Origin of the sequence: Paenibacillus sp. RC67 (assembly GCF_030020805.1) — a bacterium.
Classification (GTDB): domain Bacteria; phylum Bacillota; class Bacilli; order Paenibacillales; family NBRC-103111; genus Paenibacillus_S.
In genome coordinates this window covers 5,728,369-5,743,745 of record NZ_CP125098.1, presented here as the reverse complement: position 1 = coordinate 5,743,745, position 15,377 = coordinate 5,728,369, and the positions used below count along the sequence as shown (strand labels likewise).

Annotated in this window: 17 protein-coding genes and 1 pseudogene; 14 read left to right on the top strand and 4 right to left on the bottom strand. The window is 44.3% G+C overall.

Features of this window, described 5'->3' with window-relative positions; translation table 11 throughout:
- Positions 1 to 5: 5 nt before the first annotated feature.
- Both QMA13_RS26035 and csaA read left to right on the top strand, forming a co-directional pair.
- Positions 6 to 923 carry a DMT family transporter gene (locus QMA13_RS26035; protein ID WP_282936619.1) on the top strand — a complete coding sequence of 306 codons (918 nt, stop codon included), beginning with the start codon at positions 6 to 8 and terminating at the stop codon, positions 921 to 923.
- Positions 907 to 1,239 (top strand): chaperone CsaA, encoded by a 333-nt coding sequence (csaA, locus tag QMA13_RS26030; RefSeq protein WP_282936618.1) that lies wholly within the window; start codon positions 907 to 909, stop codon positions 1,237 to 1,239. Before QMA13_RS26035 ends, csaA begins: the two co-directional genes overlap by 17 nt.
- A gap of 489 nt (positions 1,240 to 1,728) precedes the next feature.
- Here csaA and QMA13_RS26025 read toward each other — a convergent pair whose 3' ends face one another.
- Both QMA13_RS26025 and QMA13_RS26020 read right to left on the bottom strand, forming a co-directional pair.
- Positions 1,729 to 2,160, bottom strand: coding sequence for a transposase (locus QMA13_RS26025; RefSeq protein ID WP_282936617.1), 432 nt, complete (start codon positions 2,158 to 2,160; stop codon positions 1,729 to 1,731).
- Positions 2,161 to 2,283: 123 nt separating this feature from the next.
- Entirely contained in the window at positions 2,284 to 3,006 is a 723-nt protein-coding gene (locus tag QMA13_RS26020) for an IS110 family transposase (protein ID WP_282936616.1), read from the bottom strand.
- A gap of 206 nt (positions 3,007 to 3,212) precedes the next feature.
- Between QMA13_RS26020 and QMA13_RS26015 the strand changes: the two genes are divergently transcribed.
- The 4 genes and pseudogenes from QMA13_RS26015 to QMA13_RS26000 form a co-directional block, all read left to right on the top strand.
- On the top strand, positions 3,213 to 3,728 hold the full coding sequence (locus QMA13_RS26015) for a hypothetical protein (protein WP_282936615.1): 516 nt from the start codon (positions 3,213 to 3,215) through the stop codon (positions 3,726 to 3,728).
- Positions 3,729 to 3,929: 201 nt separating this feature from the next.
- Complete coding sequence (locus QMA13_RS26010) at positions 3,930 to 4,511, top strand: dienelactone hydrolase family protein (protein ID WP_282936614.1); 582 nt, start codon at positions 3,930 to 3,932, stop codon at positions 4,509 to 4,511.
- A 370-nt stretch (positions 4,512 to 4,881) separates the two neighbouring features.
- On the top strand, positions 4,882 to 5,232 hold the full coding sequence (locus tag QMA13_RS26005) for a hypothetical protein (RefSeq protein ID WP_282936613.1): 351 nt from the start codon (positions 4,882 to 4,884) through the stop codon (positions 5,230 to 5,232).
- 73 nt (positions 5,233 to 5,305) lie between these two features.
- Positions 5,306 to 5,845: pseudogene (locus QMA13_RS26000) on the top strand (IS3 family transposase); the annotation flags it as partial.
- Positions 5,846 to 6,030: 185 nt separating this feature from the next.
- Here QMA13_RS26000 and QMA13_RS25995 read toward each other — a convergent pair.
- Both QMA13_RS25995 and QMA13_RS25990 read right to left on the bottom strand, forming a co-directional pair.
- Complete coding sequence (locus QMA13_RS25995; RefSeq protein ID WP_282936612.1) at positions 6,031 to 6,234, bottom strand: hypothetical protein; 204 nt, start codon at positions 6,232 to 6,234, stop codon at positions 6,031 to 6,033.
- A complete protein-coding gene (locus QMA13_RS25990; protein WP_282936611.1) occupies positions 6,216 to 7,124 on the bottom strand; it encodes a helix-turn-helix domain-containing protein in 909 nt (302 codons plus the stop codon). The genes QMA13_RS25995 and QMA13_RS25990 overlap by 19 nt, the downstream gene beginning before the upstream one ends.
- 368 nt (positions 7,125 to 7,492) lie before the next feature.
- Between QMA13_RS25990 and QMA13_RS25985 the strand changes: the two genes are divergently transcribed.
- The 8 genes from QMA13_RS25985 to QMA13_RS25950 all read left to right on the top strand — a co-directional run bounded on the left by QMA13_RS25985 (position 7,493) and on the right by QMA13_RS25950 (position 15,270).
- The gene (locus tag QMA13_RS25985) at positions 7,493 to 8,179 is read left to right on the top strand and encodes a GntR family transcriptional regulator (protein ID WP_282936610.1); all 687 of its coding nucleotides are present in this window, start codon (positions 7,493 to 7,495) and stop codon (positions 8,177 to 8,179) included.
- A gap of 77 nt (positions 8,180 to 8,256) precedes the next feature.
- Positions 8,257 to 8,379 carry a hypothetical protein gene (locus QMA13_RS25980; protein WP_282936609.1) on the top strand — a complete coding sequence of 41 codons (123 nt, stop codon included), beginning with the start codon at positions 8,257 to 8,259 and terminating at the stop codon, positions 8,377 to 8,379.
- 22 nt (positions 8,380 to 8,401) lie between these two features.
- Positions 8,402 to 9,481, top strand: coding sequence for a Gfo/Idh/MocA family protein (locus tag QMA13_RS25975; protein WP_282936608.1), 1,080 nt, complete (start codon positions 8,402 to 8,404; stop codon positions 9,479 to 9,481).
- Positions 9,482 to 9,553: 72 nt separating this feature from the next.
- Entirely contained in the window at positions 9,554 to 10,654 is a 1,101-nt protein-coding gene (uxuA, locus tag QMA13_RS25970) for a mannonate dehydratase (RefSeq protein ID WP_282936607.1), read from the top strand.
- A 51-nt stretch (positions 10,655 to 10,705) separates the two neighbouring features.
- Positions 10,706 to 11,479 carry an SDR family oxidoreductase gene (locus QMA13_RS25965; RefSeq protein WP_481858027.1) on the top strand — a complete coding sequence of 258 codons (774 nt, stop codon included), beginning with the start codon at positions 10,706 to 10,708 and terminating at the stop codon, positions 11,477 to 11,479.
- Positions 11,480 to 11,701: 222 nt separating this feature from the next.
- On the top strand, positions 11,702 to 12,670 hold the full coding sequence (locus QMA13_RS25960; RefSeq protein WP_282936606.1) for an ABC transporter permease: 969 nt from the start codon (positions 11,702 to 11,704) through the stop codon (positions 12,668 to 12,670).
- Between the two features lie 13 nt (positions 12,671 to 12,683).
- Positions 12,684 to 13,544 (top strand): carbohydrate ABC transporter permease, encoded by an 861-nt coding sequence (locus tag QMA13_RS25955; protein ID WP_282936605.1) that lies wholly within the window; start codon positions 12,684 to 12,686, stop codon positions 13,542 to 13,544.
- Positions 13,545 to 13,635: 91 nt separating this feature from the next.
- Positions 13,636 to 15,270, top strand: a complete 1,635-nt coding sequence (locus QMA13_RS25950; protein WP_282936604.1) for an extracellular solute-binding protein — start codon at positions 13,636 to 13,638, stop codon at positions 15,268 to 15,270.
- Positions 15,271 to 15,377: the final 107 nt, after the last annotated feature.

Genomic DNA, 15,377 nt, shown 5'->3' with positions numbered 1-15,377 from the left:
GAATTATGGTTAAATTCAATAAATCTTCGTTACCGTTTATTTTGTTAATTATCAGTATATTGTCCGTTTCAATCTCTTCTATCATGATCAAGTTTTCAGATACGCCCACTTCTGTGGCTGGGATGTACAGATTGTTTATCTCAGTCATCATCATGCTTGCCTTGGTGCCTTGGAAAAGGCTTCGTTCCATTGAGATGAATAAAAAAGATTGGAGTATCGTTCTTTTAGCCGGTCTTTTTCTAGGGTTTCACTTTCTATTCTGGATGGAATCCTTGGTCTATACCTCAGTTGCAAACTCCATGGTCATCTTGGCATTGCAGCCATTATTTGTGATGATTGGTTCATATTTTTTGTTCAAGGAACAAGCAAATCTGACAACTGTTCTATGCTTGATCGTTGCTCTTTCGGGTTCAATCCTTATCGCTTGGGGAGATATAGGAGTTTCCAAAGAAGCACTAATTGGAGACGGCTTATCGTTAATAGGGGCACTCTTCGTTTCCGCATATCTGTTGGCGGGGCAGAAAGTAAGCAATAAAATCGATGCCAATGTATACAGCATCATCGTCTTTTTTATTGGTGGCGCCGTAATGCTCGTCTACAATTTGATTAATAACTATTCTTTAATTGAATACGACTCATCCGATTGGACCTACTTTTTGTTGCTTGCGATAATCCCGACTATCTTTGGACAATATATTTTCAATCTATTATTAAAATCAATTGGGGCAACAACTATCTCCGTAGGTATCATTGGAGAACCTGTACTTGCTATCATTCTTGCGTATCTTTTATTGGGAGAAACCATATCGTTATTTCAGTTCTTAGGCGGTATCCTGACTTTATTTGGTATGGGCATGTATTTTTGGTCAAAATCTTTAAGCTACAATGTGGATAGGGGATTGAAAAATGGCAACAATCGATGATTTCTTGAAACTCGATATTCGTATTGGAACAATTACTAAATCGGAGTTTTTTGCAGAAGCAAAAATACCTGCTATTAAACTTGAAATTGACTTTGGAGCAGAGATCGGAATTAAAACATCGAGTGCACAAATTACGAAACGGTATAAGGCTGAGGAGATTATAGGGAAACAAATAGTAGGTGTCGTTAGCTTTCCTGCCAGACGTATAGCTGGTTTCAAATCAGAAGTATTAGTTCTTGGAGGAATACCGGAAAAGGGGGACGTAGTTCTCTTGAAACCAGACATTACACTACCGAATGGAACACCTATTGGGTAAGTTAAGAAAGTTAGGAATTGAACTAACGGGTACCGATAGATCAAAAAACGACTAAGACGCGGCTGCCTGCATCGATTGGCAGCCGTTTGTTACGCTCCCTCAGAGAATAAGGATTTCCTCACGAATGCTCGCTCATTCGCAGGATTTCACATGGATGTTAAAATAGGAGTTTAGATGATTTAATAGTGTGGGCATTGCGATTCCGTTAGAGGGCATGCGGAAATAGAAGGTATCGATCTATTTACAACATCTTCCATGCAAAAGCAATGCTGCACGTCTCTCTCCACAAGGTCCTTGGGATTCACTCTCCCAAATCTCAACGGGTCTATGCCCTTACATTCCTTCGTCCTACCTATCTAAGGTGTGGAGTCCGATCAACGTTAACGGAACGGGTCTAAGCCCTAAAGCGTAAAAATCTCGGTACTCCGTGCTTTCTTTGTGAAATCCTGAGAACGAGCCAATCTACGTTTCTGGGTTGTGATTTAGTTTCTAAGCTGCTAACGGAAGCTGAGCCTTATCTGTGGAAAATTCTTTGCCTTCTTTCGCCATGGCTACAAGCATACGAGACAGTTTCCCAATCAACTTCATCATTGACTGCATTTTCGTCATTCGTTTCACTTCAATATTGTGTGCATGCAGGGCTTGAAATGCACGATTGTGAGATAAGAGATGAAACACGGAGAAGTACAAATGCTTACGAAGTAATGAGTTGCCTCGTTTGGTGAGCTTAATTTGCCCTTTAAACTTGCCAGAACTACGTTCCGCTAAGTTCAATCCAGCCTTTCTCAATAACTGATTTCCGTGAGACAGATCACGTAAGTCCCCTCCAAATGCTAATATGGCCGCCGTCGCAGGGACGGAAACACCGACAGATCGAACAAGATCTGAACAGGGGATTTCGGGCAGTATCTTTTCAATCATCTCATCTGCTTCATCAATAATTTGGCAGACTCTTTCATATTCTTCGATTAGGTGTCTCAGTTCCCATTTGTCTTCTTCTAGGGCGGTAGCGTCTCCAACGCTATGTCTAGCGAGTGCTTGAAGCTAGGTCGCCTTGTTCCTGCCTCGCACACCGCCAGGTCTAGCCATGTACTCTCCCCAGATATGCACCATTTGCTCCGGAGTTAACTGCAATACGTCAGATGGGGCTGGAAAACGACGCAAAGTGGCTAATGAACGAGGAGTAAAAATATCCTCAAATGCTTGTCTGTATTCTGGAAAACGGATATCCAGCCAACGGTGGATTCTGTTCTTGATCCGTCCAGATTTAACAACCCAATGCTCTCTGTTTGTAACGATAACCCGAATGCGGCGGAAAGCTTCTTCCTTTGGAGAGAAAGGTGTGTAGAACCCGCGGCTCACTGCATCGGCAATGACCAATGCGTCCTTGGGGTCATTCTTTGAAGGGGAGTTATCTCTGCTTTCCTTATTGCGTTTGGTAGTCATTGGATTAACAAGGACAACAGAAATACCCTGATTCACCAACCAATTGGCGATATTGAACCCGTAGTGACCGGTACTCTCCATTCCCACAACGACGTCATTCATGCTGTGCATTTTTTGCAATTTACGTATGCTGCTTTTTAAATGCTCAAAGCCGGCATGCTCATTTGAAAACATGATTGGACGGTTGGTGAGGACAATACCTCGAAAATTAATGGCTTGAGCAACATGTTTCTCCTTGGCCATGTCGATGCCTATGACAAGAGTGGAAGTGGAAATACGTTCAACACGTTGATTTTGCACTTTATTTAATCTAGACTTCATAATAACGCCTCCTAAGGTGAGTTCTGAGGGCTGCAACCCAGTACATACTCATCCTAGCGAGGCGTCCGTTTTTCTGCAAATTGAATCTACTAACACCTACAGGAATGTTAACGGGTACGTTAGTTAGTTCAAGGGCAGCCGAACAATCAACTGTCTTTTCTACGCTAAACGGACAGCTACTTTTTCGAAAGTGGGTGGGTACCTTTTTGAAAATATTTAAAAGAGGAAAGAGAAAAATGAAGTATGCCGAATTACGAAGAGAACTTCTTTTTTACAAACCCATTTACGAATTTGTCATGGCTGATGTTTATTGGGTGAATTTGAATTGGAGGTTGTTGAGATTTCTGGTAGGACAGTTTGAAAAAGAATATGAGGCGAAAGGACTTTCAAAAGATGAAGTTGTCCAATTAGATAGCTCAACTACTGCATATATTTCTTCATTACTCACATTCTTCGAAAGAAAAATCCAAAAATTACAAATATACTTTGACCGTTTTAACAACTCCACACTTGTTATTAAACCAGCAGCTAACTTCTTTTACGGGCATTTTGATTTGATACTGAGGGTACAAAAAGATATAAAAAGCGAGGTCGATAAAGAGCATATTTCTTTATCTAAACTAAGATACCTGTACAATTATATATTTTCTATATACCTAGATACTGTTGAAGGAATAAAAAGATTCGAAGTGGTATCTAAGGAGTTAGAACATTTCTCGTAAAGATTTACATTAGTCCCAGACAAATTTCTATTGAACTATCGGGAAACGATAGATTCATTGAAAAATACTAAGACGCGGCTACCGGCATCAATCGGCAGTCGCGTTGCGCTAACGGGCAGGATAACGACAGTAAGGGTCGAAATCTATGATGAGTTTAAGAGGGGCAATATTCATAAAGTCGCTCATGAGAGGAGAAGAGCAATGGCGGAGGTTCTTTTATTTCATCACGCACTGGGACTGACAAAGGGGATTTTTACCTTCACCGACGAGCTTAGAAGGGCGGGGCACACTGTACATGTTCCTGACCTATTCGACGGTCATTTGTTTACCACTATCAAGGATGGCATGGCCTATGTCAAGGAGATTGGGTTCGAAGAGATAATGGAGCGTGGTTCACGAGCGGCCAGTGAGTTTCCGTACGAGATCGTCTATGCGGGGTTTTCGCTCGGTGTATTGGCGGCCCAGAAGCTCGCTCAGACCCGTGAAGGCGCCAGTGGAGCGTTGTTCTTTAACTCCTGCGTTCCGACCTCGATGTTCGGATCTCCTTGGCCAGCTAATCTGCCGGTGCAAATTCACGGCATGGACACGGATCCCTATTTCGTTGACGAGGGCGACATTGAAGCGGCACGTGAACTCGTGGCGACGGCCAATCATGCCGATCTCTTTTTGTACCCAGGCGATCAACACTTATTCGCAGACAGCAGTTTGCCGTCATATGACGCTGAAACGACGACGTTGCTGTTACAGCGTGTATTCGAATTCCTCCGGCATTTGGATGATTGAGCGTTTACTTAGGCTTTTAACGATCATTGATAATGAAATATATATGTAATTCTTGAAACATTAAGGGAAGGGAACAGTCTCTTGCATACGGGTAAAACTAGCGGGGAACGATTGCATAACAAGAAAGGAAATAATATGAAATGAAATACAAATGTAGTTGTGGCATGGACTTATCCATGATCGGCAGACTGTTCGAAATTGGGAATGAAATAGTTCGCAAAAAAGACGTTATCTGCAATTCGTCTAGATCTTTAAAACAAAATTAGTAGGTGTTACAGTGAAGACTTTGAAAATAATATTTATAGTGCTTTTTTTAGTACCCCTTATAGTTTTCGTTATAACTATGGGGATAGTACATTTCCTTTCTTCAATGGCTGATTCATATTCATCTACTACTACAATGAGTAGTTGTAGTACATTCTTTAACTCTGATAAGACAAAAGAAAGTTGCAGTTATAAATCTTTTAAAGGAACGAAATTATTAAAAACTATTAGACTCAAAGAAAATCAAGTATTTAATGCAGATTATAGTGTTGACTTAGTTTTGGGCGATCTGAAAATCCAAATTTTAAATGAAGACAAAACTATTGAGTGGGCAAGGGAAACAAATAACAAGATGGATGGAAACATAGAATTTAAGGCGCAAAGGGAAGGAAAGTACGATATAGTTTTGACAAGCAACGCAAGCGAAGGAAGCTATACAATGTTTTGGTATAAGTAACTTTTGGGGAATCTCAATGAAGAGACGAACATCAGATAAACCGTATTCATGCTGCGGCTCCTAGCGGAGCCCTCGGTCCACCGGACAACCTAGCTACATCGCGGAGCATCTGCTGAAACGTGAATTTCTAGCCGATGGGCCTATGCAAAAGCTGGTGACAGATATTACGTACCTGCCATATGGCGGAAAAATATTGTACTTGTCGAGCATTCTAGACTTGTACAACGGAGAGATTGTAGCTTATAGTATTGCAGATAAACAAGATACAGCGTTTGTTCTTGACACGTTGAACCAATTACCAGGCGGGACAGGAATGATGCTCCATAGTGATCAAGGAAGCGTATATACGTCCTGGGCATACCAGGAGGCTGTAAAAGGAAAAGGCATTACCATGAGCATGTCCCGTAAAGGTACGCCCGCTGATAATGCCCCCATTGAATCGTTTCATTCCACGCTAAAGTCTGAAACGTTCTATCTCGAAGGTTTGACCTGCACAACGACGGCAATCGTTGAGCAAACCGTTCGAGACTACATTCACTACTATAACTCAATTCGCATTCAAACGAAACTAAATAACCAGTCGCCTATAGATTTTCGGCGACTGGCTGCTTAAAACTTGAAAGGTGCTTTGATCCCTGTCTCACAAACGGGGGTCAGTCCCACCTCCTTAAAAAGAGGGTTTTTGTTTTTATCAGAACAGATTCTTGTCAAATGTCAGTGTCAAGAATTTGTTCTGATTACCGGTTGAAGCCAAAAATCACTATCAAACAATTATAAAAATTTGAATAGTTTGATTTCTCACTGAGGCCCGACGACGCGCTCCATGACGATACCAGGCTGTGTGCCGCACTGCAGTCGGTCAGCGGCGGCACATGGAGAGGCAACGTCTACGATGTGGAACGGATCGTTCAAGCTCTGGAAGCTGGAAAAAGGTATCAGGTTGGATATAGAACTGGCAAAAAGCGTCTCCGAACCGGGGCCGCTTATCGTTGGTTCGGGCATTCACGCTCTGCACTGCTTCTGAACCCACTCGGGGTCATGGCTGTCCAGCGCTTAAATTGGCGGCTGAAGTGGGCGCTTGTTTTATACCCGAGCAGCATGGCTATATGATCTATGGACAGGTCCGTCTGAAGCAACAGGCGCTGGGCCTCGCTTAACAAAACTTCCGACATATATTTGCGGGGAGCCTTCCCGTAAACCTGCTGAAATATCCGATTCACCTGGGACGGACTCAATTTTAAGGATTCGGCTATATCTTGGACGAATGTTCTTTCGCTATCTACCATTTGGCCATGTAACAGGCTGCTGCGGATCGAATCCTCAATATTCTCGGCGATGCGGCCGGCCAGTAATTCCTTTTTCGTTAGCACGACGTTGTCGGTTTGTAACAGCTGCTCCACCAACGTTCCCAAAAGCTCAAACACGGCTGCGTACATCTTCATGCTTTTTGCGGCAGAAAGCGATCGGCTCCTGTTTTCAGTCGCAAGATTACATAAGTCTGTTAGGAAGGGGGCCAATTCCTTGACAAGGGGAGAGGGTGCTTCGTAGCAGGTGGCTTGATTGCGCTCCAGCTCCTTGGACAAAGCGGGATCGGCTACGCTGAAATGCACGCAAAAATAAGTGAAACCATGCGAGCCTGCCGACTTGCACGAATGGATGATTCCCGGACGTATGAAGAGCAGGTCTCCCTTTTTTTGATCGTAAATTTGGCCTTCGACGTCCATCTGCATGTCCCCTTCGATCATCCAATGAAGCTCGTACATAGGGTGTTCATGGGATGGATATGTCCACCGGGAACCCACTTCGCGAATATGCAGCCCCATCAGATGAAAGGACATTCGAACGTCGGGAAGCCTGCCAAGTTCAACGGAATCGGCGGTCATTACAAACATAGTGTACGTCCCCCTTACTCATCCGATCTATTACCAAACTTATTATACAGCGCTTTCATTTTCGAGTAAATGCAAGAAATGGGTAATTCTATTTACGATTAGCGCATCGTCAACTCCGCTGTAGTCGTGGTATGTTAGTATTATCAATTGCCAAAGGCAGCAAAAAATCTATCCGCAAGGCGTTATCAGCATATGGTGGCTGGAAGAATGAATCCAAGCAAAATAGGGCGGCCGTTTAAGCCTAATAATGCTATCCGGTTCACTTCCCTCAAACTAGTATACTAGGGTAACTAGTCATCCTGATTTTGTTTGTAAGCGCTTGAAGGATGAATAATGAACGGCTTGTTTTCCGCGAGCGGGAGGATCTAATGAGTATTCAGATTGACACTTTAAGAGACAAAAGAGGACTCATACGGGATTTCGTTTACGAGACCTTGAAGAAAAACATCATGGAGCTTCGACTCGAGCCGGGGCGGTTTATCTCGGAAAAAGAACTGGTCGAAATGCTCCAAGTGAGCAGGACGCCGATTCGTGAAGCATTGGTTAAACTCACTCAGGAGGAATTAATCGCTACCACTCCTCAAAAGGGCTCCATCATATCGCTTATCGATTTGCAGCATGCGGAAGAATCCCGGTTTGCCAGAAAAACATTGGAATCCGCCGTTGTTCGGGAAGCATGTGAGCTGCTCAGCAAGGAACAGGTGCTTCATCTGCAAAATCTCGTCTCGCTGCAGGAACTGTGCGAATCCGAACAGAATTACGGGCGTCTGTTTGAGCTCGATGAAGAGTTTCACAAATCGATTATGATCGGCTGCGGCCGGGCTCGTACGTGGGGACTTATTCAACAAATGGCAACGCATGACAATCGCATCCGGTTTTTACGGCTTGCTTCCGATTCCGACTGGCAAATCATACTTGCCCAGCATCATGGAATTGTTCGCGCCATCAAGGAGAAGGATCCCGACCAAGCGGAAAAAATGCTAAGGGATCATCTGGAGCTGGTAGTGATTGAAAAAGAAAATTTAAAACAGAAGTACGCCAAATTTTTTAAATAAATCTAAGGAATGAAAGACGATGATTAAAGTAGCTGTTATCGGTACCGGTGGAATCGCAAATTCACATCTGGAGGCGTATGTGTCCTCGTTTAATGGAAGATGCCAAGTCATCGAACGCTCCGCATTTTTACGAGAAGACCTCGTCAGTAGTTTCCTTCTCGAAGAACGAGATTACGCTCGGCAGCGATTATAAGAAGTAACACAAAACAGGAGATGAATGCTATGCAAGCACAAGACGGCATGAATTACGCCCCGAAAGGAAAGCCGGCCCCGGTTTGTGAAAAGGGAGCTTTTCCGTTTGCGGCGATTGGTCTCGATCACGGGCACATTTTCGGAATGTGCAACGGGCTTATCGAAGCCGGAGGACAGCTGAAATGGGTGTACGACCCGGACCCGACCAAGGTGGACAAATTCATTCAAACGTATCCTGGAGTCAAGGCGGCACGATCCGAACAGGAGGTGCTGCAGGATCCGAACGTGAAATTGGTTGCAGGCGCGGCCATCACGTCAGAACGTTGTACCCTGGGAATGTGCGTCATGTCGCACGGAAAGGATTACTTTACGGACAAAGCGCCGTTTACAACGCTCGCGCAACTGAAACAGGCCCGGCAAAAAGTGGCGGAGACCGGCTTGAAGTATGCGGTTTATTACAGTGAGCGAGTGCACGTGGAAAGCGCGGTCTTTGCCGGGCAATTGATCGAACGAGGCGCGATCGGGCGTGTGCTGCAGGTGAGCGGATATGGTCCGCACAGGATCAACGTGCCGTCCAGGCCGGATTGGTTTTTTAACCGGGAGCAATTCGGCGGCATTCTTTGCGATATCGGCAGCCATCAATGCGAGCAATTTTTGTTTTACACAGGTTCCAAGGACGCAAAAGTGGTAAACAGCCAGGTGGCTAATTATAACCACAAGCAATTTCCGACGTTCGAGGATTTCGGCGATTGCAACTTGGTGGGCGACAACGGTTCCACGGGATACTTCCGTGTCGATTGGTTTACGCCGAACGGCCTCAGCACATGGGGGGACGGCCGTACGATTATTCTGGGCACCGACGGTTATATCGAATTGCGCAAATACGTTGATATAGCCAGAGAAAAAGGCGGCGGGCACGTGTACCTCGTTAATCATGAGGGCGAGTATCATTTCGACGTAAAAGGGAAGATAGGATATCCGTTTTTCGGGGAACTGATTATGGATTGCCTAAACCGCACGGAGAACGCGATGACGCAGGAGCACGCCTTTAAAGCGGGTGAGCTTTGCTTGGCGGCACAACGTGATGCCAAATTGATTGAAGGCGTGTAATAGCGAAGAAGCTGCTCGGATGGGAGCCTCAGTACAAAATTATGGAACAGTGACATTTTGGAGGAATCGACGATGAGAATGGTATTCAGATGGTTTGGTGAAGGCAATGATACGGTAACCTTCGGCCAAATCAGACAAATTCCTGGCGTGGAAGGCATTGTCTGGGCGCTTCACGACATCTCCGCAGGGGAAGAATGGCCGCTCGAAAGAATGCTGGAGATCAAAAAACAGGCTGACGAATACGGCTTTCACATTGAGGTTGTAGAGAGCGTTAACGTACATGAGGATATCAAGCTGGGCCTACCGACTAGGGACAAATATATCGACAACTATAAAATAACGATCGAGAGGCTGGCAAAGGTCGGCGTGAAGGTGATTTGCTATAACTTTATGCCGGTTTTCGACTGGATCCGCACTAACTTATTTGAGCCGCTGGAGGACAAATCCACTGCGCTCTTTTATGAAAAGGCTAAGATCGACAGCATGAATAATCCGGCAGAGCTGGTCCGAGTCATCAACGAGAATCCGGACTTCACGATGCCGGGCTGGGAGCCGGAGAGAATGAAGCATCTGCCCGCGCTTTTTGAGGCCTACAAGAACGTTACGGAAGAGGACTTGTGGAACAACCTCAAATACTTTCTGGAGCAGATCATTCCGGTTTGCGAGATCAACGACATTAAAATGGCGATTCATCCGGACGATCCGCCATGGTCTCTTTTCGGGCTGCCGAGAATCATTACGAACCGGGATAATATCCGCAGGCTGCTGAAATTGGTGGATAGCCCTTATAACGGCGTCACGTTGTGTAGCGGGTCGCTTGGCGTAAACCCGAACAACAATATAGCGGACATGGTGAGGGAATTTGCAGACCGCATTCCGTTCGCCCATATCCGAAACGTGCGGGTTTACGACAACGGAGATTTCATCGAGACCTCTCATCGATCCCAGGACGGTACGGTCGACATTTGCGAGATTGTCGCAGCGTATTATGAGAAGGGCTTTACGGGTTATGCCAGGCCAGACCACGGAAGACATATTTGGGATGAACAGTGCCGTCCTGGATACGGACTGTATGACCGTGCTCTCGGCATTATGTATTTGTGGGGAATTTGGGACTCGCTCGAAAACACCAAACGGGAGGTGGTAGCATGCTTACAATCAACGAAAATTTGAAAGGTAAAGGTAGCGGTTATAACGGGAGGAAGCGGCGTTCTTTGCTCCGCTATGGCATGGGAGCTTGGCCGTCATGGAGCGAAGGTGGCCGTATTAAACCGCACACAGGAAAAAGGAGAGCAGGTTGCAGCGCACATCAGGGAAGCCGGCGGAGAAGCGATCGCCGTTGCCTGCAACGTGCTGGATGCGGAAAGCATGAAGGCTGCGGAAGAAACGGTGACGCGCCAGCTGGGCGTGTGCGACATTCTCATCAACGGGGCGGGAGGCAACCATCCCAAGGGCAGCACAACGAATGAAACCTTGAAGCCGGAGGATCTGGGGAATAAAGAGATCACGACCTTTTTCGATCTAACCGATGAAGGCTTCAGCTATGTGCTCAACTTGAATTTCCTCGGAACGCTCATCCCTACACAGGTTTTTGCCAAAAATATGATCAATCGCCAAGGCGCAGTCATTATCAATATTTCTTCGATGAGCGCTCCAAGCCCGATGACGAAGGTTCCGGCGTACAGCGCAGCGAAGGCGGCGATTGAAAATTTCACGCAGTGGCTGGCCGTTCATATGGCGGATGTGGGCATCAGGGTCAATGCGATCGCCCCGGGCTTTTTTCTGACAGAGCAAAACAGAAGGCTTCTTACGAACGAAGACGGCTCTTTAACCGCCCGGTCTCATAAAATCATAACCCATACGCCAATGAAAAGATTCGGAAAGCCTGAAGATCTTCTGGGCACGTTATTATGGCTTGCGGACGATAATATGTCCGGTTTTGTAACCGGAATCACGGTGCCAGTAGACGGTGGGTTTATGGCTTACTCGGGAGTATAGAAGGGGAGCTAGAAAATATTCAAGCTGCAAATCCACGAAAGTGCACCTCGCGTTATGTTTTTTTGACGGTTGGGATCCCCCATTTTACCATTTCTCTCTACGGTTTTTTATCCGATTTTATGAGCTGCTTTTTGAACAGGCTCTATAAGTCTAAATTCTATTCTAATTTCATGCTTACGTCCTGAGCAAGTTGAGAAACTAGTAAAATGGAGGTTGTAGTTTATGAAAGCAATGAATAGCAGTGTTGCTCTGGATAAACAGGATAGCGTTGGAAAGCCGTTGGCAAGAAAAAAAGGATTGTTTTACTATTTAAAAAGTGATTTTATACTTTACCTTATGTTGGTTATCCCTGTTGCGTATATATTGATATTTAAATATGCTCCCATGTATGGCATACAGATTGCTTTCAAGGATTACAACATTTTTCAGGGCGTCAACATGAGTCCATGGAATAATTTTGCAACATTCAACCAAATTTTTTCATCGCAACAATTTTTCCAGGTTGTTAGAAACACTTTGGTGCTTAACGGTTTGGATTTACTTGTGGGATTTCCAGCCCCGATCATTTTGGCTATTTTAATCAATGAACTGGTCTGGAATAAGTTTAAAAAGGTAAGTCAGACCATACTGTATCTGCCACATTTCCTTTCCTGGGTTATTATCGGTGGAATTGTTGCTCAGTTGCTTTCTCCTACCGGCATGTTAAACTCCTTGATTACTCATATGGGCGGTCAAGCGTTACCGTTCCTTACGAACAAATATGCATGGGTTGCAACCTATTCTCTTGTTGGAGTATGGCAGAACGCAGGATGGGGGACCATTTTGTATCTTGCTGCAATGACGGGAATTGACAAGCAGTTATACGAAGCTGCTGACGCAGATGGCGCAGGAAGATTCAGAAAGATTTGGCATGTTACGTTGCCAGGTATCAGACCAACCATTGCGATCCTTCTGATCCTGCAGCTCGGTAATATTATGGCTATCAACTTCGATCGTCCATTCAACATTCAAAACAACCTTGTTATGGACTTCGGTGACGTTATCAGCACTTATGTTTATCGTGTAGGTATTCAATCTGCGAACTTTTCAGTTGGTGCTGCTGTTGGCCTGTTTCAGTCTATTATTTGCTTAATATTCTTGGTAAGTTCCAATTTTATTACCCGCAAATTAGGCGAAAATGGAATATGGTAGGGAGGAACTGACAATGTTACTGAATTTAAAAAATAGAATGGCCGACTATACAGCAGCGTTTATTGTATTAATTGCGGTTTTTATATGCCTGGTTCCTTTTCTCTATATTCTTTCGCAATCACTTAGCTCTAATAGGGCGATTATATCCCAGGCAGTTACCATCTATCCGATCGACTTTAATATAGAAGCCTATAAAGTTGTATTCGGGGATGCCAGTATGTTGTTCTCCTTGTTCTATACGGTGATCCTGACGGCTGTATTTGTGCTCCTTGCATTGACCGTGACTATATTGGCAGCGTATCCGCTGACTAAAAAAAGACTCAAAGGCAGAAACACTTTATTGCTCATGATGCTGTTTACCATGTATTTTAGCGGCGGTTTGATTCCGGATTATCTGAATGTAAAAAATCTGAGTCTTTTGAACACTCCGTTAGCATTGGTTCTTCCGGGTATGATGAGCGTGTACTATATGATCATATTAAAATCATTCTTCCAGAGCATACCTGATAGCCTGGAGGAAGCTGCACATCTGGACGGCTGCAACGAACTGCAGATCCTGCTTAAGATTGTACTGCCTCTTTCCAAGCCAGCACTTGCCACAGTCAGTTTACTATATGCCGTATTCAGATGGAATTATTTTCAGGATGCTCTATTCTACATCACAGACCAGAATTTATATACGATACAGCTTAAGCTATACAATGTTATCAACATTTCGCAGCAAATGTCCGGCGAGAATGTCAATGTAAATCTCCCTTCAGAAGCATTAAAAGCGGCAAGTATTATGTTTGGTACGATTCCGATTCTTCTCGTGTATCCATGGCTCCAGAAATACTTTGTATCCGGCATTATGATTGGCGCGGTGAAAGGCTGATATGGGTTTGTGAAATCGATGATTTCATCTATTTCGCGAATTTATATAAGTAAATTTGCTAAATAACAAATTTCTAAAGGGAGTGATTTCTTTGAAGGTACAGGGAAAAAGATCTATCCGTGTCTCTTTGGTAGCGCTAACATTCGTGTCTACATTGGCCGCTTGTTCAAGTAATTCGTCAAGCAGCACACAAAACGGTACGGCAGGTACTGCAGGTACTGCAGCAAGTACGACAGCAGGCGCTTCAAAAGAACATCGAACCTTAACTGTCGAAGTTTTCGACAGAGGCAAGCCCGGACAGCCGGATTTGAATAATAACTTCTGGACAAAGTATATCAACGATAATTTCGGCAAGCAGTTTAATGCCACAGTAAACTTTGTTACAGTACCTAGAGCCCAGGAAGTAGACAAGTTGAACGTATTGATGGCAGCCGGTCAGGCGCCTGACATTTCCTTCACCTACACCCAGGGTGTTGTATATAATTATGTACAGCAGGGTGGTTTGGCAGAGCTTGATTCAGTACTTAAGCAGTATGGACCTACTCTTACAAAATATCTTGGCGATGATGTATTAAAGTATGGTAAATTTAATGGCAAACAATATTCTGTACCGGGGAAGAGGACTGTTCTCGCAGGTTCAAATACATTTATCCGTAAAGACTGGCTCGATAAACTGGGTCTTCCTGTTCCTACTACACCAGAACAATTCTATAACACCATGGTTGCATTCAAAGAGAAGAATCCTGGAAATATAAGCGGAGTCATTCCTTATGGTTATTCCCTGCAACCTTCAGGTCCAGGATTGAGCTATATACCCGAAGCCTTTAAGCCATCTAATCTTACTGAAGAACAGTTTGCTACACTTCAGCCGCAACCTATCTGGTCGACAAACTGGAATATGCCAGGATTTGATAAAGCTGTTCAATATATGAACAAGATGTATAATGCAGGCTTGATTAGCCCAAATTTCGCAACTGACAAGGATGGAAAACTGCTCGACGCAGATATTTCCAATGGAAAAGTCGGAGCATTCCAGACTAACTGGGATGGTCCGTACAGGACAGCTCCCGGCACCTATGTCAACCTTGCAAAGAACGTTCCTGGTGCTCAGCTTATTCCAATCGATCCATGGCAGAATGATGCAGGCAAGCATCCTAAGAACGTGTACAGCCCAAATGGCATGTATATAATTATACCTAAATCAAGTAAAAATGTTGACCTTGCAATACAGTACCTCAACTGGATGGCTGACCCCAAGGTAACTCTCTTCCTCCAGAACGGCCAAGAAGGCGTGGATTACAACATGGTTAATGGCGTTCCCAAACAGACAGGAACGACAAATTCAGGCGATAAGATGATGACTGTTGCTAACAACCTCGACTACGATATACTTTCTAACGGTATCGAACTTGGTGATCAGCAGAAGAATACTGCAGCCATTTCTGCAGGATATCCTGGTTATGAAAAGGATGCAGAGAATGCTTTAAAGGTAGGTATGGTGGACAATTATACTACATACTACTATTCATTACCGAATGCAGCTGATGCAAAAAACAACACAGAGCTTAAGAATCTTTCAGCTCAAATGCTTGCAAAACTAATTGTTGCTAAGCCAGCCGAAGTGGATAGCCTGTATAAAACATTGGTTCAACAGTACATGAGTCAGGGTGGCCAGGCAGTTCAAGACGAATATGTAAAGAATTACAAGACTCAGAATGGTAAATAATAAGTTAACTGATAATCTAGAAACTGCTTCATTATGAAGCGGTTTCTTTTTTTTGAAGAAAATACCTTTTCCAAAATTGCTAAACGTATTTCTCGTGTTGTTTACCT

What these genes read in the sequence shown, in the direction of transcription:
- QMA13_RS26035 (WP_282936619.1), top strand. Translation starts at nt 6, where the DNA reads ATGGTTAAATTCAATAAATCTTCGTTACCGTTTATTTTGTTAATTATC.
- csaA (WP_282936618.1), top strand. Translation starts at nt 907, where the DNA reads ATGGCAACAATCGATGATTTCTTGAAACTCGATATTCGTATTGGAACA.
- QMA13_RS26025 (WP_282936617.1), bottom strand. Translation starts at nt 2,160, where the DNA reads ATGATTGAAAAGATACTGCCCGAAATCCCCTGTTCAGATCTTGTTCGA.
- QMA13_RS26020 (WP_282936616.1), bottom strand. Translation starts at nt 3,006, where the DNA reads ATGAAGTCTAGATTAAATAAAGTGCAAAATCAACGTGTTGAACGTATT.
- QMA13_RS26010 (WP_282936614.1), top strand. Translation starts at nt 3,930, where the DNA reads ATGGCGGAGGTTCTTTTATTTCATCACGCACTGGGACTGACAAAGGGG.
- QMA13_RS26005 (WP_282936613.1), top strand. Translation starts at nt 4,882, where the DNA reads ATGGCTGATTCATATTCATCTACTACTACAATGAGTAGTTGTAGTACA.
- QMA13_RS25995 (WP_282936612.1), bottom strand. Translation starts at nt 6,234, where the DNA reads ATGCCCGAACCAACGATAAGCGGCCCCGGTTCGGAGACGCTTTTTGCC.
- QMA13_RS25990 (WP_282936611.1), bottom strand. Translation starts at nt 7,124, where the DNA reads ATGTTTGTAATGACCGCCGATTCCGTTGAACTTGGCAGGCTTCCCGAC.
- QMA13_RS25985 (WP_282936610.1), top strand. Translation starts at nt 7,493, where the DNA reads ATGAGTATTCAGATTGACACTTTAAGAGACAAAAGAGGACTCATACGG.
- QMA13_RS25980 (WP_282936609.1), top strand. Translation starts at nt 8,257, where the DNA reads ATGTGTCCTCGTTTAATGGAAGATGCCAAGTCATCGAACGCTCCGCAT.
- QMA13_RS25975 (WP_282936608.1), top strand. Translation starts at nt 8,402, where the DNA reads ATGCAAGCACAAGACGGCATGAATTACGCCCCGAAAGGAAAGCCGGCC.
- uxuA (WP_282936607.1), top strand. Translation starts at nt 9,554, where the DNA reads ATGAGAATGGTATTCAGATGGTTTGGTGAAGGCAATGATACGGTAACC.
- QMA13_RS25965 (WP_481858027.1), top strand. Translation starts at nt 10,706, where the DNA reads ATGGCATGGGAGCTTGGCCGTCATGGAGCGAAGGTGGCCGTATTAAAC.
- QMA13_RS25960 (WP_282936606.1), top strand. Translation starts at nt 11,702, where the DNA reads ATGAAAGCAATGAATAGCAGTGTTGCTCTGGATAAACAGGATAGCGTT.
- QMA13_RS25955 (WP_282936605.1), top strand. Translation starts at nt 12,684, where the DNA reads ATGTTACTGAATTTAAAAAATAGAATGGCCGACTATACAGCAGCGTTT.